This is a genomic window from Salinisphaera hydrothermalis C41B8, from assembly GCF_000732535.1.
Classification (GTDB): domain Bacteria; phylum Pseudomonadota; class Gammaproteobacteria; order Nevskiales; family Salinisphaeraceae; genus Salinisphaera; species Salinisphaera hydrothermalis.
Map to the genome: position 1 here is coordinate 25,871 of NZ_APNK01000026.1, position 24,236 is coordinate 50,106.

Annotated in this window: 18 protein-coding genes and 2 pseudogenes; 15 read left to right on the top strand and 5 right to left on the bottom strand. The window is 61.2% G+C overall.

The window, feature by feature from the left end; all coding sequences use genetic code 11:
* Positions 1 to 270: 270 nt before the first annotated feature.
* Together C41B8_RS14295 and C41B8_RS14300 are read left to right on the top strand one after the other, a co-directional pair.
* Positions 271 to 1,335 carry a tellurite resistance/C4-dicarboxylate transporter family protein gene (locus C41B8_RS14295; protein ID WP_037339599.1) on the top strand — a complete coding sequence of 355 codons (1,065 nt, stop codon included), beginning with the start codon at positions 271 to 273 and terminating at the stop codon, positions 1,333 to 1,335.
* A 235-nt stretch (positions 1,336 to 1,570) separates the two neighbouring features.
* Positions 1,571 to 1,927: a DUF488 domain-containing protein gene (locus C41B8_RS14300; protein ID WP_037339601.1), complete on the top strand. Its 357-nt coding sequence runs from the start codon at positions 1,571 to 1,573 to the stop codon at positions 1,925 to 1,927.
* Positions 1,928 to 2,122: 195 nt separating this feature from the next.
* On the opposite strand, the gene C41B8_RS14305 is transcribed toward C41B8_RS14300, so the two are convergent.
* Complete coding sequence (locus tag C41B8_RS14305; RefSeq protein WP_037339603.1) at positions 2,123 to 3,067, bottom strand: NAD(P)H-dependent flavin oxidoreductase; 945 nt, start codon at positions 3,065 to 3,067, stop codon at positions 2,123 to 2,125.
* A gap of 3 nt (positions 3,068 to 3,070) precedes the next feature.
* Entirely contained in the window at positions 3,071 to 3,526 is a 456-nt protein-coding gene (locus C41B8_RS14310) for an RrF2 family transcriptional regulator (RefSeq protein ID WP_037339605.1), read from the bottom strand.
* Between the two features lie 74 nt (positions 3,527 to 3,600).
* Here C41B8_RS14310 and hmpA point away from each other — a divergent pair.
* Positions 3,601 to 4,836: pseudogene (gene hmpA, locus C41B8_RS14315) on the top strand (NO-inducible flavohemoprotein); the annotation flags it as partial.
* A 118-nt stretch (positions 4,837 to 4,954) separates the two neighbouring features.
* On the opposite strand, the pseudogene C41B8_RS21035 reads toward hmpA, so the two are convergent.
* The 3 genes and pseudogenes from C41B8_RS21035 to C41B8_RS14325 form a co-directional block, all read right to left on the bottom strand.
* Positions 4,955 to 5,114, bottom strand: a pseudogene (locus C41B8_RS21035) (sulfate adenylyltransferase); the annotation flags it as partial.
* Between the two features lie 159 nt (positions 5,115 to 5,273).
* Positions 5,274 to 5,855, bottom strand: a complete 582-nt coding sequence (locus C41B8_RS14320; RefSeq protein ID WP_156962551.1) for a hypothetical protein — start codon at positions 5,853 to 5,855, stop codon at positions 5,274 to 5,276.
* Between the two features lie 39 nt (positions 5,856 to 5,894).
* Positions 5,895 to 6,908: a helix-turn-helix transcriptional regulator gene (locus tag C41B8_RS14325; RefSeq protein ID WP_037339611.1), complete on the bottom strand. Its 1,014-nt coding sequence runs from the start codon at positions 6,906 to 6,908 to the stop codon at positions 5,895 to 5,897.
* A 327-nt stretch (positions 6,909 to 7,235) separates the two neighbouring features.
* Between C41B8_RS14325 and C41B8_RS14330 the strand changes: the two genes are divergently transcribed.
* The 12 genes from C41B8_RS14330 to C41B8_RS14385 all read left to right on the top strand — a co-directional run bounded on the left by C41B8_RS14330 (position 7,236) and on the right by C41B8_RS14385 (position 23,724).
* Entirely contained in the window at positions 7,236 to 7,481 is a 246-nt protein-coding gene (locus C41B8_RS14330) for a hypothetical protein (RefSeq protein WP_037339614.1), read from the top strand.
* Between the two features lie 143 nt (positions 7,482 to 7,624).
* Positions 7,625 to 8,797, top strand: coding sequence for a hypothetical protein (locus C41B8_RS14335; RefSeq protein WP_037339618.1), 1,173 nt, complete (start codon positions 7,625 to 7,627; stop codon positions 8,795 to 8,797).
* 37 nt (positions 8,798 to 8,834) lie between these two features.
* The gene (locus C41B8_RS14340; protein WP_037339620.1) at positions 8,835 to 9,407 is read left to right on the top strand and encodes a hypothetical protein; all 573 of its coding nucleotides are present in this window, start codon (positions 8,835 to 8,837) and stop codon (positions 9,405 to 9,407) included.
* A gap of 59 nt (positions 9,408 to 9,466) precedes the next feature.
* The gene (locus tag C41B8_RS14345) at positions 9,467 to 10,600 is read left to right on the top strand and encodes an ATP-binding protein (RefSeq protein ID WP_051883571.1); all 1,134 of its coding nucleotides are present in this window, start codon (positions 9,467 to 9,469) and stop codon (positions 10,598 to 10,600) included.
* A complete protein-coding gene (locus C41B8_RS14350) occupies positions 10,597 to 11,811 on the top strand; it encodes a vWA domain-containing protein (RefSeq protein WP_051883572.1) in 1,215 nt (404 codons plus the stop codon). The genes C41B8_RS14345 and C41B8_RS14350 overlap by 4 nt, the downstream gene beginning before the upstream one ends.
* A 60-nt stretch (positions 11,812 to 11,871) precedes the next feature.
* A complete protein-coding gene (locus C41B8_RS14355; protein ID WP_037339622.1) occupies positions 11,872 to 12,327 on the top strand; it encodes a hypothetical protein in 456 nt (151 codons plus the stop codon).
* Positions 12,328 to 12,373: 46 nt separating this feature from the next.
* Positions 12,374 to 13,150, top strand: a complete 777-nt coding sequence (locus C41B8_RS14360) for an ADP-ribosylglycohydrolase family protein (RefSeq protein ID WP_037339624.1) — start codon at positions 12,374 to 12,376, stop codon at positions 13,148 to 13,150.
* On the top strand, positions 13,150 to 13,722 hold the full coding sequence (locus C41B8_RS14365) for a cyclin-dependent kinase inhibitor 3 family protein (RefSeq protein WP_037339627.1): 573 nt from the start codon (positions 13,150 to 13,152) through the stop codon (positions 13,720 to 13,722). Before C41B8_RS14360 ends, C41B8_RS14365 begins: the two co-directional genes overlap by 1 nt.
* Before the next feature lie 223 nt (positions 13,723 to 13,945).
* On the top strand, positions 13,946 to 14,140 hold the full coding sequence (locus C41B8_RS14370; protein WP_037339629.1) for a hypothetical protein: 195 nt from the start codon (positions 13,946 to 13,948) through the stop codon (positions 14,138 to 14,140).
* On the top strand, positions 14,137 to 17,028 hold the full coding sequence (locus C41B8_RS14375; protein WP_037339632.1) for an SNF2-related protein: 2,892 nt from the start codon (positions 14,137 to 14,139) through the stop codon (positions 17,026 to 17,028). The genes C41B8_RS14370 and C41B8_RS14375 overlap by 4 nt, the downstream gene beginning before the upstream one ends.
* Before the next feature lie 61 nt (positions 17,029 to 17,089).
* Positions 17,090 to 20,401: a site-specific DNA-methyltransferase gene (locus C41B8_RS14380; protein ID WP_037339635.1), complete on the top strand. Its 3,312-nt coding sequence runs from the start codon at positions 17,090 to 17,092 to the stop codon at positions 20,399 to 20,401.
* Between the two features lie 2 nt (positions 20,402 to 20,403).
* Positions 20,404 to 23,724, top strand: a complete 3,321-nt coding sequence (locus C41B8_RS14385; protein ID WP_037339638.1) for a DEAD/DEAH box helicase family protein — start codon at positions 20,404 to 20,406, stop codon at positions 23,722 to 23,724.
* The last annotated feature ends 512 nt before the right edge of the window (positions 23,725 to 24,236 follow it).

Consider the following 24,236-nt stretch of genomic DNA (forward strand, 5'->3'; position numbering starts at 1 on the left):
CCCGTCGGGCGGGGGGCCGAGTATTTATGGGAGTGGGAATCGGTATTTTCGGAGTCGAGGCTACAGCGCGTTCGGGTACTCGAAATTGATACAGATCAAGTGAGCTTCGACATCGCCGCTCGGCCCGGTGGGGTACCTGTCTGGGGAAGCACCGGGGCCGGTTACAGTCCGATGGCGACTGGTCTCAGAAATCCTCCGACGCTTGCGCTTGCTGCGCGCCGTTTCGGCGTCGGGCTATGCTTTTATTATTCGTCTGCAAAAGGTTGTCGTGTGTTGCTGCGCTCCCTGATCCGCGAACTGCCGCCGGCCTATTTCGCCCTGGTCATGGCAACCGGCATCGTATCGATCGCCGCATATGGGCTTGGGCCGGCCTCGATCGGCTGGGGACTGTTTGGTCTCAACCTGGTGCTCTACACAGTTCTGGCCGTACTCCATGGGCTGCGTCTGATGCTTTTTCCCCAGCGTTGTATCGTCGACTTGTTCGACCCCAGTGCTGGCCCGGGTTACTTCACCTGGATCGCCGCCACGGCGGTACTGGGCAGCCAGTGTCTCGTGCTGGCGCATGCGGCACAGGTGGCCACGGCATTGTTCGTTTTCGCAGTTGTGCTCTGGCTTCTGCTCAACTATGCGGTGTTCGCCGCGCTGGCGCTGCGGCGTCATAAACAGGCGCTCGATGTCGGCATCAATGGGGGGTGGTTGCTTGCAGTAGTTGCTATGCAGGGGCTGGCCGTGCTTGCCACGCATCTAGCCGGGGGCTGGGGTCAGCCGGTTCGGCTTGAGCTGCACTTCGCCGCGCTTGTGCTGTGGCTGGCGGGCGGGATGCTCTATCTATGGCTGGCGGCGCTTATCTTCTATCGCTACTACTTCTTCGCGCTCGCGCCCGGCGATCTGGTGCCAACGTACTGGATCAACATGGGCGCCATGGCGATCTCCACGCTGGCCGGCTCGTTGCTGATCGCGGGCAGCAGCGGTCCGGCCCCCTATCTACAATCGCTGCGGCCGTTTCTTGAGGGATTCACGCTGTTCTACTGGGCTGGTGGTACATGGTGGCTGCCGCTGCTGGTGATCCTGGGCGTCTGGCGCCATGTCATTCGCGGCTACCGTCTCGTCTACGACCCGCTGTACTGGGGCATGGTCTTCCCGCTGGGGATGTATGCGGTGGCCACTGAGCACATGAGTCGATCCATGGGCCTGGCGTTTCTGCGCCCGATATCGATTGTCTTTCTCTATATCGCGCTTCTTGCATGGGCAGTGACCGCGCTGGGGCTGGTAGTAGCAATGGTGACAGGCGTCCGGCGTTTTGCCACCCAGTTGCGTGCCGCGGCCGGGGATTGACCTAGCCGTTTGCCATTCAGCTTTTCGAGGCTGCCGATGCGCTGGCTTTCATTGCAAAAGGCGCGGGGGCGTTTCAGCAAGGTTGGCATGGGCGCCTTGATCTTTCAGGTCATGCAAACTTCGCTCATCGCGGGCACCGACACCGGGGGTATATCGCAGTGCGGCAGGTCGCTGATTGACGCCACCTACCTCGGGATGGCGTTATCCGGTCGGGATTGTTCGGGAGGAGCAGCCCATGCGTATCCGCTTGAAACGGGTCTATGAAGAAGCGGCTGACGAGGCTGGTTATCGTGCGCTCGTGGATCGAATATGGCCGCGGGGTGTAGCCAAGGATAAAGCGAAGCTCGATGCCTGGCTGAAGGAACTGGCGCCTTCGAACGAGCTGCGCCGCTGGTTCGGTCATGACCGCGAGCGCTGGGCTGAGTTCAGCGCGGCATATCGGGCCGAGCTCGATGAGACGGATGGTCAGCTGCTCGAGGCGCTGCGCGAACATGCTCGTAATGAAGGGCTGACGTTGTTGTTCGCAGCGCGCGATACTGAACATAACAACGCTGTGGTGCTGGCGGATTATCTCGAGGGCGACGATGAGTGACGACCGGGAACTCAGGACGGCCGAGCGCGTGCGCTCGGCCTGTATCGAAGCCGCGCGCGGGTTACCAGGAGGCGGCGATCGCAGGGCTGTGTGCCGAAGGGGCGCTGGAAGCCGCGCTCGGAGCCATAGACCGGCTCGATCTACGCGCGGTACTGACGGATGCCTTGCATGACGACGCACGCTGAGACCGTCCGCTCAACCAGGCTTCCACTCTAGTGCCGCGTCGGCTTGGGTGACAATGCGGTTGACGATTTCGGCGGCCGGTTCGATCTCATCGATCAGATCGATCGCCTCGCCGGCGAACAATACGGCCGTCTCGGCATCGCCCCGGGCTACAGCTTCCTGGTAGCGCCGGCGTTCGCTGTCGACGGACTCGGCCAGTGCCGCTTCCCGCGTATGCCAGTCCCGGGTGAAGCCATTGTCGATCACGCGGCCGGTATAGTGGCCCCAGTCGTAGCCGCGCACGATATCGAAGACACGCGTGCGCAGCGTCTGGTCGCCGCCGTGATGCACGATCGCCTGCTTGGCTGCCGGCAGGCCGAGCGCTTCGTCGCTGGCATAGAGCCGAGTGCCCACGAGAACGCCTGAGGCCCCGAGCATGAGTGCAGCGGCCAGCCCGCGACCGTCGGCTACGCCGCCGGCCGCAACGACCGGTACCGGGGCGACCGCGTCCACCACGGCGGGAACGAGGCTGAAGGTGCTGCGTATTGCGCCGTGGCCGCCCCCCTCGGTGCCCTGAGCCACGATCAGATCGGCCCCTGTTTCGGCCGCGCGGCGCGCATCGCTTAGCGTCTGAACCTGGCATATCGCCAGTGCGCCAGCTTCATGCACGCGGGGGATATAGGCAGCGCAATCGCCAAAAGAGAACATGATGGCGGCCGGCGATTGCGCCAGCACTTGTTCCAGTAGTGCTGGCTTGGCGTCCAGGGCCCAAGTGATGAAGCCCACCCCGAAACGACAATCGCGGCAGTGCGTCATCTCCTGTGCCAGCCAGTCGGCGTCGCCGTAACCCGCGCCAATTAACCCAAGCCCGCCGGCATTGCTCACGGCGCGCGCAAGTTGGCCGCCGGAGACGCCGCCCATGGGCGCGAGCAGAACGGGATGCTGGATACCCAGCAGGCGGGTCACGGCGGTTCGCATGGATTACTCCGGGTTGGGTAGAACGTCATTCTCGGGCCGTAGCAAGGCTCGTAGCTCCGCGGCGTTGCCGACTAGGTCGGCTATGGTGTGGCCGTCCAGGGTTTCGAGAAATGCGTTCTGTGCGCGGCCCAGCAGGCCTTTGAGGCGGCAGGCCGGGTCGATGGGGCAGGTCGAGTTCGGCCCGAAACATTCCAGCAGGGTCAGGTTTTCGGTCTGACGCACCAGCGCGCCGACATCGATGGCATCTGCCGGTTGCGCCAGCGACAGACCACCCCCGCGCCCGCGGCGACTGTTGACATGGCCGAGCTGTACCAGCGTCTGCGCCACCTTGGCCATATGGTGCGCCGATACCCGGTATCGCGCGGCGGCATCCTGGACGGTGGCGGGCGATTCACCGTCGGCAATCGCCAGATAGATCAGCAGCCGCAGAGCGTAATCCGTATGGGTGCTCAGTTGCATGAAGCGCTTGACTTATACAATTTGGTAAATAATATACCGATTAAAACAGGTATGCGAAATACCATTTAAAGAAGGAGCTTCTCATGCTGTCGGATCGTCAAAAGGCGCTTATCAAAGAAACCGTACCGGTGCTGCAAGAGCACGGTGAAACGCTGACGCGCCATATGTACGAGCGGATGTTCAAACACAATCCCGAAGTCCGCGATTACTTTAATCCGGCGCACCAAGTCGAGGGTAGCCAGCAACGCGCCTTGGCGGGCGCCATCGTGGCTTATGCGCAGCATATCGACCAGCTGGAGGCGCTGGGTGATGCAGTGGAGTTGATCGCGCAGAAGCATGTGTCGCTCACTATTCGACCCGAGCACTATCCGATAGTGGGCGAGAACCTTCTAGCCTCCATCCGCGAAGTGCTGGGCGAGGCCGCCACCGACGAGATCGTGGATGCCTGGGGCGCGGCCTATGGACAACTGGCCGAGATATTCATCGACCGCGAACAGCAGATCTACGATCAGCATGAGCGTGATTATGGCTGGCGTGACGTGAAGGATTTCGTCGTTGCCCGTCGCGAACAGGCCAGCGACAACATCGTGTCGCTGTATCTGGAGCCTGCCGACGGCCAGCCGCTGGCCGCCCACCAGCCCGGCCAGTACATTGCCGTTCATGTGACCTTGCCAGATGGCCGCCGTCTTAAGCGGAATTACAGCTTGTCCAATGCGCCGGGTACACCGTATTACCGGATCAGCGTCAAACGCGAAACCGCACCGGACGCGGATGCGCCGGAGGGCATGTTCTCAAACTACCTGCACGATCAGTCGAAGGTTGGCGATCGGATCGCGCTGACGCCGCCTTGCGGAGAGTTCACGCTCGACCTGCCGGTAGAGGAACGCAAGCCGCTGGTGTTCATTGCTGGCGGCATCGGCGTGACCCCGGTGCTCTCGATGCTTTACGGAGCATTGCAGCAATCCAGCGCGATGCGGCCGATCATTTTTATTCAGGGGGCGTTGAATGGCGCGGTCCACGCGTTCGCCGATGAGCTGCGGGAACTCAGCGCTCGCTATCACAACCTACACCTGCACGTGCGTTACAGTGAGCCTCGTGCGGAGGACCGCGAAATCGGCCGCTACGATAGCGAAGGGTTCATCGATCAATCGCTGCTGGAGACGATGGTGGGCGATGCTGCGGCGACCTATTACTTCTGTGGCCCGACGCCGATGCTGTCGCATGTCGACCGGCTGCTCGAGGCGCGGGGCGTGCCCGCAAGCGACCGGCAATATGAGTTCTTCGGACCCGCGGGCTCATTGGAGGCTTGAATCTAGCAGCCTGAATCTCGACGCGATGCCGACGACATCTCGCACTAACGATGCGATGCCAGTAGCTGCTCAGGCGACTGGCATCGCATAGCTGAACGCGCGCGGTTCGGGCGTGCTCATTTCGGTAAGAGTCCATCAGGAGCTCACTGACCTCGGCGCGCGAGATTTCCGGCGGCGGAGCAATGCCCTTGGCTGGGCATCTCGCGCACCTTGGTGCTCGACAGGATCACGAAGTCTTCCTTGGTTTGATCCGGCGCGTCGGACCTCATTACGACTCGGGGCATATCGTCACGAGGCCTGTTTTCACAGGGCATAGTCACTATTTTTGTCTATGCGACGCTATCGCTTTATGAATAGCTCCGGATCTAAAGCCCGATGGTTAATTGACCGACTTCGGAATAAGCGTAGCGATCCGAGCTGGATAATTATCGTCGAGGTCAGCTCTGAATCGGCACGAGCCGGTAGCCGTCCAACGGTTCAAAAAAGATCTCGCCGCCCTCGGGGTCGATGTCGTCCGTTTTCTCGATCAGGCGTATGTCGTCCCAGTAGTGGATCTGCTCCGCAAGCGCTCGCGTATCCAGGTTTCTTGCCACTTCAAGGATCTCGTCTGTCTCAGCCGCTGGCAGGCAGGGCATCCAGAGCGGCGCAAGTGCATGCCGAGCTTGGGCGGACTCTTCGATCCATGACTGACCCAGATGCCGGAGTAGCCAGCGACGCAGCGCGCGACATTCGGGGTGATATTTCGAGTCGGTGTTCGATATCAATTGCGCGGCCTTGAACTGGCCCGACAAATCGACCCGAAAAGCGCTTGAACCGTCCGCCCCGCTGGCCAGCGCGAGATGCGGACTGGGGCTGGCGTACACGGCATGGCGTCGACAGGGCATATGGGATGGGCGCACCCATTCCCACAAGTTGTCGACGACATAAGGCACATTGCCCGGCGGACGGGCAGTTGGGCGTGGCGGAAGCAACTCGGTGGTAGCGGCCTTGTGTGCGGGCAGGGCGCGGAATATTTGCATCAGGGATTCTCAGTCGGAGATGTTGCGATCAGTGCAGGATTAGCCGATCGCGTATTGAGTTGCCGCCGCATCCAGCGCCTGCACGATCCGCTGACGCAGACTGGCTGGCCCGATCACCTCTACGGCGGCCCCGAACCCCAGCAGCCACCAGGTCAGCTCTTCGGTATCCAGCACAGTGGCCGTTAGGCGGACCCGGGCGTCGCCGTGCTCCGTGATGTGCTGGTCGGTACTGAGCGGCCGCTCGGCCAGATGAACGGCCGTAGCCTCATCGAGGGCGAGTTCGAGTTCGATGGTGCCGGAACCCGTCGGATAGCTGAATCCCCCGGCCTCCCGGATATAAGCCTCGATCTCGAAATCCGCCGGTCGATGGATGGTCGCGTCCAAGATCTCGGCTGATTCGATCCGGTGTAGGGCGAGTTGCACAACGTTCTCGTAGGACCATAGCGGCCCGACGAGATAGAGCACGCCCTGCCGGCTGACCAGCGCCAGCGGACTGAATTCGTAGTCCCGGGTGTGATCCTGACCGCGCGGCTCATACGTGATCTTGACCCGTTTTTCCTCGAGCAGCGCCGCATAGATCGTGCGCTGGATGGCCGGATCGATCGGCGCAGGGGCCAGTTCCGGCCCGATGCCAATCACGTGGACCTTGTCGCGCCAGTGACTGAGCGGCTTATGTGGGAGGTCATCAAGCACCGCTCGGGCGCGCTCGAAGTAGGGCGTGAGCAGGTCGAGCGTGGAGGGCGGCAGCAGCGGCTGCAGGTGACGTTCGGCGAGATTGAAGGCGAGCGCGGTGCTCGGCTCCAGGCTCGGAATCTCGATCGGTCGGAACCCCGGCGGCCAGTACCAGCGGTAACCCGGGCCGGCCTCGTCACAGGTATAGCCGAACAGCGTCGACAACTTCGCCAGATCGCGCTCGACCGTGCGGGCCGTCACGGCGAAGTCTTCGTTTTCGAGATGCGCCGTCATCTGCCGGGTGGTGATCCAGCGCGGATGACGCGGAATCTTGCGGAGCATGCTCCATTGGCGGAAAAGCGTATCGCGATTACTGGTCATCAAACATCTTGCGCATAGGTCTCCGACAAGCAGTGTCGCACAGGCAATCCGGCCTTTAATCGACCAGCGGCGGTCTCTGCGACACGGTTTGTCGCGGTACTGCGGTCTCATAGCCGCATGACACAGCTTCCGACGCCGCGTGATTGCCCCTACGGCTCCTTCGCTAGCCCTGCACGACCCGATCGGCATCGGCGCCGCTTGGCGCCCCGCGGGCACCAGGCTCGCCGGTCCGGCCTGAGGAGCATGTCGGGTCATCGACCGGTACGCCGCGCCGCGAGACGCGGACCCGCCGACATCGGACTCCCCACGTTGCATCGTCTGCATGCCATGACTACGCACCATCGGGAGCAGATTCTGCGTAGCCGTGTGCTCGGCTGTTTTGTCTGCCTGATCCGCTTTGACGTCAATGCCATCGACACCTGGTGGGATCCGGATGATCACGGGATCGGCCAGACCGCGACCTGTCCGTATTGCGGCCTCGATACCGTCATCGGCGATGCCATGGGCGTTGAACTGACAGACGACCTGCTATCGGCACTAGAGGACTATCTGTTCTGGCGGATCGAAAGTTGATCCGCGTGACCGCGCCTTCGGCCCCATCCGCGGACTCGCACGTATTCATGCCGCCCCTTCACCGTACGCGTCCCATTGGATCACGACCGGATATCGCCGCGCCGCCCGCTTTTCATTTCAACCCGGAGAATCGACCGACGCCCATGAATCAATCGCCCGTCCCCGACACTGATCACCAACCATCCTGCCGTCGTCCCGGCGCGCGGCCCAAGCTCAAGCGCGATCATAGCGACGGCGCCTTTCTCATCGGCCATCGCGGCCCGACGGCCGTGATCGCCGAGCCGGATCTGCGCTGTCTCGACCTCGTCGACTGTCCGCAGCTGGCCGAACTGGATCTCACCGGTTGCCGGCCCGACCTGCATCTGACGGTCCGCGGTTGCCCCGCGCTGTCGCTGATCCATCTGCCGCATGAGCCCGACACCGGCGCCATCGTCCATCTCGATTGCGGCGACGCCCGGCAGACGCTCCATATCCGGGGCCACCTGCACGGCCTCGACGCCTATATCGCCGGCCGGCCGTTCGCCACCCAAGCGCGCCGGGCGGGACAAGTATTGGTCAACGCCTATCTCGGCCCATGGGCCGAGGGTGAGGCCATCAAGGACCACGGCCTGGTCGTGCTGTGGGGCGATCTGCCGCGCCACCTGACGCTGGCTCACGATGCCGCCACGCGAGAGCTGATCGTGTTCGATACGCCGACGCTGGAAATCGTTGAAGCCGCTGTCTCTCTGGACGCGGTCAGCGTCACCGATGCCCCGGCGCTGACCCGGGTGAACCTGTCGGGCGGTAGCCGTCGTTTCCGGGCCACCCGCGTGCCGGCGTTGTCGCAGCTGGCCGGCTACGGGCGGACGGCTGTGCTCGCCGCGGGCAGCGGGGCGGCCGGGCGGCTGACCGTGGATGGCGAGTGGCGGGCCCTGCGGCTGTCGGAGTCGCCGGTCACCGAACTGGCGGCCCCCCGGGTCGCCTCGATCGCGCTGATCCATTGCCCCGATCTGCGCTATGTCACCCGCGGCGAGGACACCGCCATCTCGGTGGTCGGGGCGACGCGCGCCGTGGGGCTGGGCATCGAGCGCCTGCGGTTGGATGCCAGCACGCTACGGCATCTCGCCCGGGCTGCCCGGGCCGGAGACACCGAGGCCGCGACCCTGCTCGGCGACTGGTGCGGTGAAGCGACCCATCCCCGCGGCTGGCTCGATGCCCTCGAAGTGTTCGCCGAATTGGCCGGCAAGGGCTTCGATCCGGCCTGGTTATGGGGGGCTGCGCTGTGGCCTGCATGCCCGGGCCAACCGGTCACTCGGCCCGGAAGAGCAGGCTCTTGACCCGGTCGATCTCGCGGTCAAACACTGGCACTGGGCCTTGCCGGACGATCTGGCCCAACGGGGCTGGAGTGCCGATCTGGTCCTGTGGCTGGCCTGCCGTCATCTGCCGTGGGCTGCCGGGTTCGAGCGCCTGCTGAAACGAAGCGGCCGGCCGCGACATCTGGCGACCCTGGCCCGGGTGTGCATGGATCCCACGCTTGATGCCGCCGACGCACGTCTTCTCGGCGACTGTCTGGAACAGGCTCTGTGGACCGCGAAGCCCGTGGTCGAGCAATCTCGACGTCACGGCGTCCAGCCGACCGAGCCACCACCGGCCAAGGATGAGCTGCTCTTCGTCGACCATTATCTGGAACCGATCTGGCCGTTGATCGTGGCCGAGCGCGATCAAGCGCTGTCGGTCGCACTCGCCTGCTATGTCGAACGACAGCTGCGCCCCGCGCAACAGATCCGGCCGCTCACTCGCCTGTTGCGGCTGGGGCTGACCGACGTGCGACCGACCCTCATGGCACTCGCCCGGCAGCTGCGCGAGGACGGCGAGCCCGACCGGGCGGGTGAGGCCATGGCGGCCGCGCTGTCGCCGGCCGCGCCGTCCCGGTTCGCCACCGCCTGAGTCACGCCATGCCATACCGACGCCGCCATCCTTCACCACTCACCGGAGCTTCTCCCGCCATGCCCGAGACGCCGACCAACATCCTGCCCGCCGACGGCGCCACGCTGGCCCAGGCCGGGACCCTGATCGACCACCACCTGCGCAGCCTCTGGGCCCATCCGGAGTGCGCCCGCGCGATTCCGCCGATGATGCTCTGGGGCCCGCCGGGCGTGGGCAAGAGCAGCCTGATCCGGGACCTATGCAGCCGTCACGACATCGGCTTCGTCGATATCCGGCTGTCCCAGCGCGAACCCATCGATCTGCGCGGCCTGCCGGTGCCGCGGGGCGACGAGGTCCACTGGCTGCTGTCCGCCGAATGGCCGCGGGATCCCGATAGTCGCGGCATCATCCTGTTCGATGAACTGACCGCCGCCGATCGTAGTCTGCAGGTGGCCGCCTACGAACTGATTCTCGATCGGCGGCTGGGTGATCTCTACCAGGTCCCCGACGGCTGGTATATCTGTGCGGCCGGTAACCGCGCCACCGACCGGGCGGTTGCGCTCAGTCTGTCGAGCGCCCTGGCCAATCGCTTCTGTCATCTCGATCTCGTGCCCGATCATGCGGCGTGGAAGCGCTGGGCTGTGGCCCACGGCGTGCATCCGGACGTCATCGCGTTTCTCGATTTCCGACCGGAAAGCTTTTTCGACATGGGCGGCGACGTGGAGCGGGGCTGGCCGAGCCCACGCACTTGGGAACGCGTGAGCACCGCCGTGCAACTGGCCGACGAAGTCGGTCTGGATGCCGCCAGCCTGCGGTTGCAGATCACCGGCCTGGTCGGGCGCGGGGCCGCCACCGAGTTCCTGGCGTTTCGCAGCTGGGCCGACGACATCCCGGACGTCGCCGCTATGATGCGCGGTGAGGCCCGTATCCGGATTCCGGGCCGCGCCGATCAGCGTTACGCGCTGTGTGCAGCCATGGTGCATTACCTTTGGCAGGGTTCGGCCGACGACCGCGAACGCCTGATCATGGGGTTTTTCGACATCAGCGAACAGCTGCCGTCGGACTTCGCGGCCATGGCCATGGTCGATGCCCTGACGGGGCCGGACGACGCCACGACAAAGGTCCGCACCGATTGCCTGATGCGTCATGCGCGCTTCGAGCGCTGGACGCAACGCCACGGCGAGGCGTTTGTCGCCCATCAGGTGGCGGCATGAGCCGTGCGGAGACCGCCGTCCGTCTGCCGCGGGCGCCCGGACCGGAAGAGGCCGCACTCAAGCACAGCGCGGCCCGCCTCTGGGAAGCCGATCGTGCACAGTTGATGCTCCGCCAGCCATTCGTCGCCATGCTCGCCATGCGGCTGGATCTCGTGCCGGTGGTCGACGACCGGCTCGACACCGCCTGTACCGACGGCGAACGGATCTTCGTCGATGCCCGTTTCCTGCATGCGCTCAGTGCGGCCGACCGCGCGTTCGTGCTGGCGCACGAGGTCTGGCATTGTGCCGCCCGTCATCTGTTGCGTCGGGGCAGGCGCGAGGCCCGGCGCTGGAATGTGGCGGTGGATCAGGAAGTCAACGCGCTGCTGTGCGACGAAGGCCTGAGGTTGCCGCACGATTGTGTCTATCGGGCCGAGTGGCATGGCCTGAATGCCGAGACCGTGTATACCCGGCTGGCCGATGACGAGACGGGTGACCTGGCCCGCGGGCGATCCGCCGATCAGCACGAGCTGCGAGTGGGATTCGGGGAAGGGGAGAGCGTCCGGGATCCCGACCTCGATTGTTTTGATACGAACGGCGACTGGGGCCAATGGCCGGCCCGGGTGGTCGCGGTGGCACAGCAGATCGAACGCCAGCGCGGCGAAATGCCGGCCGGCATCGCGCAGCTGGTCGACGGCTATCGTCGCGCCGAAGTCCCCTGGCGCCGCGTGCTCGCTCGATTCGTCACGCGCACCCTCGGCGATGAGCGCCACTGGCTGCCGCCGAGCCGCCGCGGGATCTATCGGGGGTTGTATCTGCCGAGCCGGCGGGGCTGGCAACTGACGCTGACCGTGGGTATCGACACCAGCGGCAGCACGGCGCTCCATCTGCCGGCGTTCCTTGGCGAGTTGATCGGCTTGGCGGCCAGCTTCGGGCGTTACCGGCTGCGGCTGCTGTTCTGCGATGCCGCGATCCAGCACGAGCGCATCGTCTCCGACGATGCGCCCTGGGATCCGGCCGAGCTGGACTTCGCCGGTGGCGGCGGCACCTCGCTGACGCCGGTATTCGATCGGCTCGAAAGCGAAGCGCCGCCGGCGGCGCTGATCTATTTCACCGATGGCTACGGTCCGGCGCCACGGCAGGCGCCTGCTTACCCCGTTCTCTGGGCGCTGACGCCTGGCGGTCGGCGTCCGGCCGCATGGGGCGAGTCGCTATGGCTGGCCGAGTCTTGAGCGATGACCGCGCGCCATCCGGATTCACCCGTTACTCACCACCACACTTGAGACCCTTGCATGTTCGAACGCTTCCGACACCCCGATCATATCGACCACACTTGGCATCAGTTTCAATGTGCCGTAGTCGACCAGACCATCGATACCCTCGAGCCGCTGGGATGGCGGGTCAAGGCTGGCCACGGTGGTACTTATCAGTCCGTCGGAGGCGCCGAAGTGCGCTATGTCGATATCCATGTGGCGGAACCGCGACGGGGTGGCCTTGGCTTCGTCATTGATGCGAAGCACTTCAAGGTGGCCCCGCTCAATCGGCACGAGCTCGACTCGACCGACGACTATCGCCGCCGGATGCGGGCCGCATTGGCGATTGTCGCGACCAGTTCGACCACGTCGATCCCGAGGTCGGTCTGGGATCAGGCCGCGCAAATGGATCGACTGCTGATCATGCCGGTAGACCGGGCCTACCCGCGCACACTCAAGAAGATTGCCCGGCAACTGCTCGGTGGCCGATCGTGAGGTCGGGCCCTATTGATGCCTGTTTTTCAACATTTGGGAGGTTGACATGATCGGTGCCATTACCGGCGACATCGTCGGCTCGGTCTACGAGTTCGACAATCACCGCGACAAGCGCTTTCCGCTGTTCCGGGAGGATGCTTTTTTCACCGACGATACCGTCCTGAGTGTGGCGCTGGCCGAGACGCTGATGCATGGCGGCGACTATGGCGAGGCCATGCGGCGCTGGTACCGCCGCTACCCCGATGCCAGCTATGGCGGCATGTTCCGGCAATGGGCCAGGACCGACGACGCCGGGCCTTATTACAGCTGGGGCAACGGTTCGGCCATGCGCGTCAGCCCGATCGGCTATGCCTTTGACGATCTGGAGTCGGTTCTGGACAAGGCGGCGGCCTCGGCCGCCCCCACCCACGATCATCCGGAAGGCATCAAAGGCGCGCAGGCTGTCGCGGCAGCGATTCTCTGGGCCCGTCAGGGGCAGGACAAGGACACCATACGACGCGAATGCGAGACGCGATTTGGCTATGATCTGGCCCCGTCACTCGCTGACATCCGGGCGGACTACGACTTCGATGTGTCCTGCCAAGGGACGGTGCCGCCGGCTATCACCGCTTTTCTCGAGGCCGAGGATTTCGAGGATGCGATCCGCAATGCCATCTCGCTCGGCGGCGACAGCGACACACTGGCCTGCATCACGGGCGGGATCGCCGAGGCCTTCTACGGCGTGCCGCCGGAGATCGAGGCCGAGGCGTTCAAGCGTCTGGACCCGCCATTGGCCGACGTGGTCGCGGCGTTCCGGCAGCGCGTCATGACGGAGGCCCGCTGATGCACTGGCGTACCAGCATCACGGATCCGCTACGTATCGACGCGGTCGATGTGCCGGGCACGAGTGCGCACATTGGCATGACCCTATGCCCGGGCAAAACCTATCCCTGGGGGCGCCACGGCGCATGGCATCGGGATCTGGCAGTCGACCTCGCCGTGATCGAACACTGGGGTGCGCAGACCCTGATCAGTCTGATCGAGGATCACGAATTCGAGACGCTCCAGGTGGCCGGGCTGGGCGAGGCCGCACAGGCCCGCGGACTGACTTGGCGGCACTGGCCGATTCGGGACCGAGATATTCCGGACGAGCGATTCGAGGCCGACTGGGCGGCGGATATCGACACCATTGCGAGCGACCTGCAAGCCGGGTGCTCGTTGGTGCTGCACTGTATGGGCGGACTGGGGCGCTCCGGCACGGTCGCGGCACGCCTGCTGACGTATTTCGGGCTGCCGGCCAGTGAAGCGGTCGAGCATGTGCGGGCCGCTCGGCCTGGCGCTATCGAAACCGGTCCGCAGTTGGAATACGTGTTGTCAGCAACCGCCATTCGGTCGGTTGACTTGCGAATGCGTTGATCGACTGGCATTGCGAATGCCGCGAACGTGAGCACGCTGAAACCGGGGATTACCAAACGACCTGAAGTAACGCAGTAACAAGGCATTCGATATCTTGCGAGTGAGGTGCCGGAGCGGGTAGTGCTGTGGATTGACAGGGATCTTGCCAATCATCTTGCTCGGAATTTCTTGGCCGGTGCTAAATAGCGCAGTACATTTGCCGTTACGTAGCTGGGGGAGACAAATGGCGACGATCAAAGCCGCCACGGGGAGCTTGCGCGAAGATTCCGGCGTAAAAGAGGCACTTCGCGCTGTTGCCAGCCGTGAATATCACTCCATTGCGAATAGGGCCAAGGTGCGCGTGCTCGAGGACGACGCACACAAGGATATTGCAATGCCTGCGCACGACGAACGGCCGGGCATGAAAGACAAAACATGACGATCACGGCTTATCACGCCAAGTACTACGCCTATGATTTGACCCGTCAGGCGCCACCGGGCGCGGCGGATCAGCTCTCCATGTCGCTGTTCGACGCATCGGTCGATCTGAATCCCCATCAGATCGAAGCCGCGATGTTCGCGTTGCAGTCACCGCTTTCTGAGGGTGTGGTCCTAGCGGATGAAGTGGGTCTCGGCAAAACCATCGAGGCGGGCATCGTGTTGTGCCAGCGCTGGGCCGAACGGCGTCGACGCCTGCTCGTGATCTGCCCGGCCGCAATCCGCAAGCAATGGGCGACTGAGCTGCAAGAGAAGTTCAACCTGCCCGCCGTGGTGATGGACTCGCGGTCCTATAAACAATGCCAGCAGCAAGGACAGCCCCGCCCATTTGAGCAGTCGGCTGTTGTTCTGGTGTCCTACCACTACGCAGCGCGTATGCAGGACGACCTGCGCATGGTGCCCTGGGATCTGGTCGTCATCGACGAGGCGCACAAACTACGTAACGCATACCGCCCAAGCAACAAGGTGGGGCAGGCCATCCGCTGGGCGACAGAAGGCCGCCGCAAGCTACTGCTTACCGCCACGCCGCTGCAGAACAGCCTGATGGAACTGTACGGTCTCGCGAGTCTGATTGACGATTACATTTTTGGTGATCCCAACGCCTTTCGCGCCGAGTACGTCAACGCAGGCGGCGATCTCGCTGGACTACGTCAGCGTCTGGCGGGTTTCTGCAAGCGCACCCTGCGGCAGGACGTTCTGGAGTACGTGCGTTACACGGAACGGCGGGCGCTCACCCAGCCGTTTCGCCCCACGGATGCCGAGCAAAAGCTGTACGACCGTATTTCCGAGTTCCTGCAAAAGGAAAATACCTACGCCATCCCGGATCGACAACGCCACCTGATCGTGCTGATTCTCCGCAAGCTGATGGCGTCCAGCTCCCACGCTATCGCCGGTACGCTGGAAAAGCTCCGCGACCGGCTCGTTGATCTGCGCGACACCGAACAACTGGAACTCGACTGGAGTAGTGAACTGGTCGAAAGCGAGGAAATGGAAACCGAACTGCTCGACGAGTGGTTGCCATCGGAGGTGGCCGGGGAAACCGATGATGAAGGCAGCGGCAATCGTCCGGAGCCAAAAAAGCTGCGCGATGAAATCGACGAGATCGACAGCCTGGCCGAAGCGGCCCGTGCTATCGGCGTCGACGCCAAGTCTCGCGCCTTGCTTACGGCACTGGGCGTTGGTTTCAAGGAAATGGCCCGTATGGGCGCGCGTGAGAAAGCGCTCATCTTCACCGAATCGCGCCGTACGCAGGACTATCTCAAAGACTATCTTGAGCACAACGGCTATGCTGGCCAGGTGCTGCTGTTCAATGGCACCAATGCCGGCCCCGAGGCCAAAGGCATTTACGAAAATTGGGTCAGCCGAAACCAGGATAACGGCCGGGCCACCGGTTCCCGTGCCATCGACGCCCGTCTGGCTCTTGTGGAGCATTTTCGCGACAACGCGCAGATCATGATCGCCACGGAGGCCGCCGCCGAAGGCATCAACCTGCAGTTCTGCTCGTTGGTGATCAACTACGACCTGCCCTGGAACCCTCAGCGCATCGAGCAACGCATCGGACGTTGTCATCGCTATGGCCAGCAGCACGATGTGATCGTGGTCAACTTCCTCAACGAGCGCAATGAGGCTGACCAGCGTGTCCACGAACTGTTGACGGAGAAATTCAATCTCTTCAACGGGCTTTTCGGCGCGTCTGATGAAGTCCTCGGCCAGATCGAATCCGGCGTGGACTTCGAAAAACGCATCCTGACCATCTACCAGCAATGCCGCACCGCTGACGAGATTGAAACGGCCTTCCGCCAGCTTCAGGAAGAACTGGACGAGCAGATCCGGAATCGAATCGAGCGCACCCGCCGGACGCTGCTGGAGCATTTCGACGAAGACGTGCACGCTCGCCTGCGTCTGCAACTGGAAGACGCCGAGGCCCAGCTTGATCGGGTCGGTCAGCGATTTTGGCAGGTGACGTCGCATGTGCTGGATGGCCAGGCCTGTTTCGACGACGCGAATCTGGCGTTTGACCTTAAAGAGCCGCCAGTACCGGGAGTTCCCACTGGCCGTTACCACCTGATTTCCAAGACCCGTAGCGGGGAGCAGGGCGAGTCCCCGGACTACGGCTACTACCTGTATCGTCTCTCTCACCCGTTGGGTGAGCATGTGATCGAGACTGCCAAGAGCGAGCCCACCCCGGCCGCCGACTTGCGGTTCGACATCACCGCCCATGCGGGGCGCATCGCTCTGGTGGAGGCACTCAAGGGGAAAGCCGGCTGGCTGACTCTGGCTCGGCTGACCATCGAGTCGTTCGAGACCGAAGAATACTTGCTGTTCTCCGGTATCGACGACGATGGCCGCTCCTTGGACAATGAGACCTGCGCCAAGCTGTTCAATGTCGCCGCCGAGAACCGAGGCCCGATAGACCCGCCGGGTGAGGTGGAGCAAAGGCTCGCCGCCGAACTGGCTCAGCACCAACGCGCCACTGCGAACCGATCGCTGGAATCCAACAACCAGCACTTCAACGCCGCGCGGGAACGCCTGGAGCAATGGGCGGAAGACAAGATGCTAGCGACGGAAAAGACGCTCAAGGACACCAAGGAGCAGATCAAGGCCCTGCGCCGTCAGGCGCGCCAGGCCGAAACCCTGGAAGAACAGCACCACATCCAGGAGAGCTTGAAGCAACTTGAGCAGCGCCAGCGCAAGCAACGCCGTGACATCTTTAAGGTGGAAGACGAGATTGAAGACCAGCGCGACCGCCTGATCGCGGCGCTGGAAAAGCGTCTGGCGCGCGACCAGCACAGAGAGCGCCTGTTCACGTTGCGCTGGTCTGTAGCCTAGCGGCTAGAAAGTGCCCGATTCACCGACGAACCAATACGAGTCAATGGATAGAGACCCACGCATGAGCCAGAACCCCGCCTTCGACAAACTGATCCGCCTGCTCAAGGAGCTGTTTCAGCTCGACCAGCCGGATCTGGACTTCGGGCTCTACCGCATCATGCACGCCCGCGCCGGTGAGATCAGCCAATTCCTCGACCGGGACCTGCTGCCTCAGGTCAAGGACGCCTTCAGCCGGTACAGAACCGCCGACAAGGCCGAGCTGGAAAAGGAACTACAGCAGGCCATCGAACAAGCCAATGGCCTGGGCGTGGACCCGGAAACCACGGGCAAGGTCAAAGAGCTGCGCCAAAAGATTGCCGAGCAGGGCGTGGACGTCACCGGCCTGGAGCAGGAGGTCTACGATCACCTCTACAAGTTCTTCCGCCGCTATTACCACGAAGGCGACTTTCTCGCCAAGCGCGTCTACAAGCCCGGCGTGTACGCCATTCCCTACGAAGGCGAGGAAGTAAAACTGCACTGGGCCAACAAGGATCAGTACTATATTAAGACCAGTGAGTACCTGCGTGACTACGCTTTCACCCTCAAGCCCGGCGCCGATGACCCCAAGCGCGTTCACTTCCGGCTGGTGGATTCCGCCGAAGGCGACCACGACAACGTCAAGGAGGCCGAGGGCAACAACCGCGTATTCATCCTGGCCGGTGAAGACTTCATCGCCGAAGAGAAGGGCGAGAGCGGCAAGGAGCTTATGATCCGCTTCGAGTACCGTCCGGCCACCGTGGACGACTGGAGCGAAGACGCGAAGGCCAGCGCCACCGCGGCGGGGAAAAAGAAGCCTCCTACCCAGAAGGACCTGCGTGCGGACGCGGCGCGCCGCGTGCTGGAGGTAGAGGACGACGGCCTGAACCCCTGGCTGGCTGAACTGGCTCAAAACCACATCAAGGCCGACGGCGAGGCGGCGGACTATAGCCGTCTGGCGGCCCATCTTAACCGCTACACCGCGCGTAACACCTTCGACTACTTCATCCACAAGGACTTGGGCGGCTTTCTGCGCCGGGAACTGGACTTCTATATCAAGAACGAAGTCATGCACCTGGACGATATCGAAAGCGAAACCGTCCCACGTGTGGAGCAGTACCTTTCTAAGATCAAGGTGATCCGCCAGATCGCCGGTAAGATTATCGAGTTCTTGGCGCAGCTGGAGGATTTTCAAAAAAAGCTGTGGTTGAAGAGGAAGTTCGTTACCGAGACTTCTTATTGCATACGCATAGGTTGTATTCCGGAAGCGTTCTACCCCGAGATTGCCGCTAATGACGCTCAGCGGCAGGAATGGACTGAGCTTCATGCGATACATGAGATGGAGGCGGACTTAACCACGGTGGCCTATAGCGAGCCGTTAACTGTGGAGTTTCTGAAGGCGTATCCGACGTTAATGGTGGACACGCGATACTTTGAGAACGAGTTCTGCCAGCGCTTGTTAGAAGGAATAAGTAATATAAACGAGCGGACCGACGGGATTCTATTTAATGGTGAGAATTTCCAGGCTCTCTCTCTTATGAGTTGTGGGTTACGGGAGGGTATAAAGTGTATCTTCACTGACCCCCCGTATAACACAGGCAGCGACGGGTTCCCTTACAAAGACGCTTATCAGCACTCTAGCTGGTTGACGATGATGGATAACCGCCTGGGTGTTGGAACGCGTTTGCTCTCAAGTGACGGTATTTTCGCATCGAATATCGATGATAATGAGATTGATTCGCTCAAATCGCTAGTAAGCGAACAATTGGGTAAAGACAATGAAATTGGAAATCTGGTGTGGAAGGGGTCAACTGATAACAACCCTACACGGATCGCAGTTGAGCACGAGTATGTTGTCTTTCATGCCAAATCTAAAAACTATGTCGATAAGCACTGGAGTGCCGCCGATAATGAGACCAAACAGTTCATACTTGACGAGTTTGAACAGATAAAAAATTCTAGCTCGTCACTAGAGGAGATAGAACAAAAGTTTTTGACGTTTATGTCGGAAAATAAGGAAAATATTGGAGATCTGTACCGGTATAGAAGAGTTGATGAGGACGGGCCTTATGTCGCACGTCGCAACATGGAGAATCCGGGAAAGAAGGGATATGACTATGACGTGCCTCACCCAACCACGAAAAAACCATGTGCAAAGCCATATTGGGGATGGCGGTTCCCCGAAACAACGATGGACAAGTACCGAGAGGAGGGAAGGCTCATATTCGGTGAAACTGAAGAAAAAATTCCCGAGCTCAAGGTGTACCTTCGAGACGTGGGTTTTCCTCTTCGAAGCGTATTCTATCTGGATGCGAGGAAAGGTTCGAACGATCTAGATCGCTTATTTGGAGCAAGAAACGTATTCAAAAACCCAAAGCCTGTTGAGCTCGCGTCTTATTTGCTGCCTTATGTTACATCGCAAAAATCGAGTGTACTAGATTTTTTTGCGGGTTCTGGTACGACCGGTCACGCATTGATCCATTTAAACCGGGAAGATGGTGGTGATAGAAAATTTTTCCTAGTGGAGATGGGCGAACATTTCGACGACGTACTGGTTCCCCGGCTTAAGAAGGTCGCTTTCACTTCTAAATGGAAAGCCGGCAAGCCAGAACGACTTGCCACACCTGAAGAATCGGAGCGCAGCCCGCGCATCATGAAGGTGGTCCGTTTGGAATCCTACGAGGACGCGCTCAACAACCTGGACCTGCGCCGCAGCGAAACCCAAGACGATTTGCTGAACAGTCATTCGACCCAGGGCGTCGACGGCCTGCGGGAGCAATACCTGTTGCGCTACTGGCTGGATGTGGAAACCCGAGGCAGCCAGTCCGTGCTCAATATCGGTGCCTTTACCGACCCCACCGCCTACAAGCTGAAGGTCAAGCGGCCGGGCAGCGAGGAGACCCGCGAGGTCAATGTGGATCTGCTGGAAACCTTCAATTGGTTGATCGGCCTCACCGTTGAGACGATGGCTGCGCCCCAGACGGTCTGCGCCCAATTCAAGCGCGATGACGACCCGGACTTGCCGGAGGAAAATCCCCGCCGGCTGCTGCTGGACGGGCGTATCCGCGAAGCCGAAGACGGGCCCTGGTGGTTTCGCACTGTCACCGGCACTACGCCGGACGGGCGCAAAACGTTGGTGATCTGGCGCAAGCTCACCGGCGAGCCCGAGCAGGACAACCTGGTGCTGGACGAATGGTTCAAGAAGCAGGGCTATTCCAGTAAAGACAGCGAATTCGACCTGATCTACGTCAACGGCGACAACAACCTGGAAAACCTGCGCCAACCCGACGACACGTGGAAAGTCCGCCTCATCGAGGAGGACTTCCACCGGCTGATGTTTGAAGAGGCGGAGGCGTAAGGATGGCGGGACGCAGACGCACGAAGAAGCCGCAGGTGCCGTTCGCCTACAAGCTGGTGCTGAACCAGTGGCTGTTCAACCTGTTCGGGCTGCCGTCCACGGATGGCTTTTTTATCTGGAACGGCAAGCGGCTGACGCTGCTGGAAGCCTTCAAGCAGAAGTTCCAGTTGAGCGAAGACAGTGCCGGCGGGCTGGATGAGAACAACATCCACCGCTTCCATACGGCCCTGACCAACCAGACCGATCCGCTGCCCGAGCTACCGGATGAGCTGCTGCTGGAATACGACCAGAACATCGTGCGCCATACCCAGCGCTTAAACGAGCAACGGCTGACACGCGGCGAAGAGCCGATCGTCTGGAAGTACTTCCAATACCTGTCGTTGCTGTTCACCGAGATCTATTTGGACCGCTATTTTTCCGACGCGGCGGCCTTGCTGGCCTCGATCAACGAACAGGTCGAGCGCTATAACGCCGACAAGCCCGAACCGGATCAGGTGCCAATGCTGGACCCGGAGGGCGATGTGACCGGGCAGTTGAACAAGCTGGCCTTCTGGAGCGCTACCGGGTCCGGCAAGACGCTGATCATGCATGCCAATATCCTGCAATATCAGCACTATTTGACCAAACATCGCCGACGTCGTGAGCTGAACCGCATCATCCTGCTCACGCCCAATGAAGGGCTGAGCCATCAACATCTGCGTGAGTTTCAGGCCGCCGGGATTGACGCCGAGCTGTTCGACAAAAACGGCCGGGGCCTGTTTGCCGGTCAGGCAGTCGAAATCATCGACATCAACAAGCTGCGCGATGAGATGGGCGACAAGACCGTTGCCGTGGACGCCTTCGAAAACAACAACCTCGTATTAATCGACGAAGGGCATCGCGGTACCAGCGCGGGCGAGACCGGCGCCTGGATGCGCTTTCGCAACGCCTTGTGCGAAGAAGGCTTTTCCTTCGAGTACTCGGCAACCTTCGGCCAGGCGGTTAAGGGCAGCTCGCAACTGACGGCGCAATACGCGCGTTGTGTGTTGTTCGACTACTCCTACAAGTATTTCTACGGCGACGGTTACGGCAAGGACTATCAGATTCTCAATCTGGACCCGCAGACTCAGGAAAACACTATGGAGGTGTACCTGGTCGCTTGCCTGTTGTCGTTCTTCCAGCAGTTGCGTTTGTACCAGGAGCAGGCCGCACCGTGCCGGCCTTTCCATATCGAGAAGCCGCTGTGGATATTCGTAGGTGGACGCGTCACGGCCTCCTTGTCAACGAAAGAGGCGTCCGACATCGTCGAAATCTTGCGCTTTCTGGCACGCTTTGTCGGCGATCGTACTGGCAGTGTAGCTCGCATCCGGCGGGTTCTGGAGCAAGGCTTGGTCGCCGCGGACGGGCGCAACCTGTTTGCCCGTCGCTTTGCCTACCTGAACAGTCTGGGGAGGTCTGCCGAGCAGCTATTCGAGGAAATACAGGCCACCTTGTTCAACGCCGCGGGTGGCGGCGCGTTACACGTAGAAAATCTTAAGGGCGTGCCGGGCGAAATTGCCCTGCGTGTGGGTGACAACGATCCCTTCGGCGTGATCAATGTGGGCGATGACAGCAAGCTGTGCACGCTCTGCGACGCCGAAGAAGGGCTGCTAGTCGGTGATCGGGATTTCAAGGGATCCCTGTTCCAGTCGATCAACGCACCGGAGTCATCGATCAATGTGCTGATCGGCTCCAAGAAGTTTACCGAAGGCTGGAACAGTTGGCGCGTCAGCACCATGGGCCTGATGAATGTCGGTAGGTCGGAGGGTTCCCAAATCATCCAGCTCTTCGGTCGCGGAGTACGCCTGAAAGGCTACGACCGCAGCCTCAAGCGCAGCGCCCGAGTGAATCTGCCGGAGGAGGTGTCGCGGCCGGCTCATCTGCCGACGCTGGAAACCTTGAACATCTTCGGCATCAAGGCCGACTATATGGCCCAGTTCCGCGAGTTTCTGGAAGAGGAAGGCCTGCCGACCACTGAGGAACGCATCGAGTTCTTGCTCCCCGTTATCCGCAATCTGGGCCAGAAGCAGCTCAAGACGATTCGTTTGAAGAAGACGATCAACGGCGTACACACCGAGTTCGGCGATGCCTTCAAGAAACTGGGGCCTGTGCCCGCGCTAGCGCCGCCCGATCCTGAGCAAGACGCCGCGACCCGATACCTGCAAACCAATCCGGTTGTGCTCAATTGGTATCCGAAAATCCAAGCGCTCAGCTCGAGTGGGGTCGGCGCCGCGGGGCCGAATAATCAGCCAAACCAGGGCATCTTGAGCCGGCGGCATATTGCGTTTCTTGACCTGGATGCGCTTTATTTCGAGCTGCAACGTTTCAAGGCCGAGCGGTCGTGGCACAACCTGAATTTGCCACGCGAAATTCTAGCGGACCTATTGGCTGACTCGAGCTGGTATTGCCTGCTGATCCCGGAGTCGGAACTGGCCTTCGATTCTTTCGAGAAGGTTCATTTATGGCAGGAACTGGCCGAGGCGCTGCTCAAGAAATACTGCGAACGCTACTACTCTTTCCGGAAAAAGGAGTGGGAGTTGCCACACTTGGAATACCGCTATCTGGATGCCAGCGACCCGAACTTTCCGCAGGTTAGTGAGGAGTTCCCGGAAGGCTACCATCGCATCCTCGTTGAAGAGTCGCAGACCGAGATCATCGAAAAGCTCAAGGAGTTGAAGGCACAGATTGACGCGCGAGAGCTCGAGCCTTGGCAGTTTGGTGGCTTGCAAGCCATTCCCTTCGGCCGTCATCTTTACCAGCCCCTGTTGCATTTGGCGGGAGGCGCGGTAGACATCAGCCCCGTGCCGCTGAACCAGGGCGAGCGCCGTTTCGTAGAAGATCTCAAGGCATATTGTGATTCGTCGCCCGCGCTGTTGCAGGACAAGGAGCTGTACCTGCTGCGCAACTTGAGCAAGGGGCGGGGCGTGGGTTTCTTCGAGGCGGGTAACTTCCACCCCGACTTCATCCTTTGGTTGATCGTTGGCGGTCAGGAATACATCACTTTTGTGGATCCCAAAGGTATTCGCAATCTGGGCGCCCAAGACCCGAAGATCCAGTTCTATAAGACCATCAAGGAAATCGAGCAGCGGCTTGACGACCCGACAGTTACGCTGAATAGCTTCGTGGTCTCCAACACCCCGGCGCACGAAATGCGGCTGCAGTGGGGCGTAAACAAAGCGCAGATGGAATCATGGCATGTTTTGTTCCAAGGCGAGGATAAGGAAAGCTACGTCCACACGTTGCTCGAAAAATCGGTTGCGAATGCCACTGCGGCCAACGCTCGGCAAGAGTCTGAATATTCATGAGTGTCGCGAGCGATTTCGAGCTCCACATGGACGCGTGAAAAATCCTGCCGTACTCCATCGTAGTCCACGATCACCGTGCAAAAGTGTCCAAGTTGGACACCTTGATCTTGCAACTAATTGATTTTTGGTTCTCGGCATTCGAGTTCTGTGGCTGCGCCGGCTCCAGACGGAAACGCGCGGGAGATGGCGTAGTGCATGGGTCGTCAAGAGGCCCAACGCCTCCCGTGCGTGCCGCCGGAATCTCGCTGGGAGTCCAAGGGGGTCCAAGTTAGACCCCTTGGATCCGTAACATGTGGATTCGTAGAGCCCTTGACGATATGCAATAGGGGCTCCGGCGAAACCGCCTGTCTCAGACCAGACTCTGGCTTAATTACGTCGACTACTTCGTCAGTGTCTAATCGCTCTGAATATTCCAACGAAGTCTCTTTCTGCTTAGTGCGCACGGGTCTTACGGTAATCCCCCCATTTTTAACGCGAGCCAAAAGTGGAGCTAAGCGGCCATTGCGAGCTTC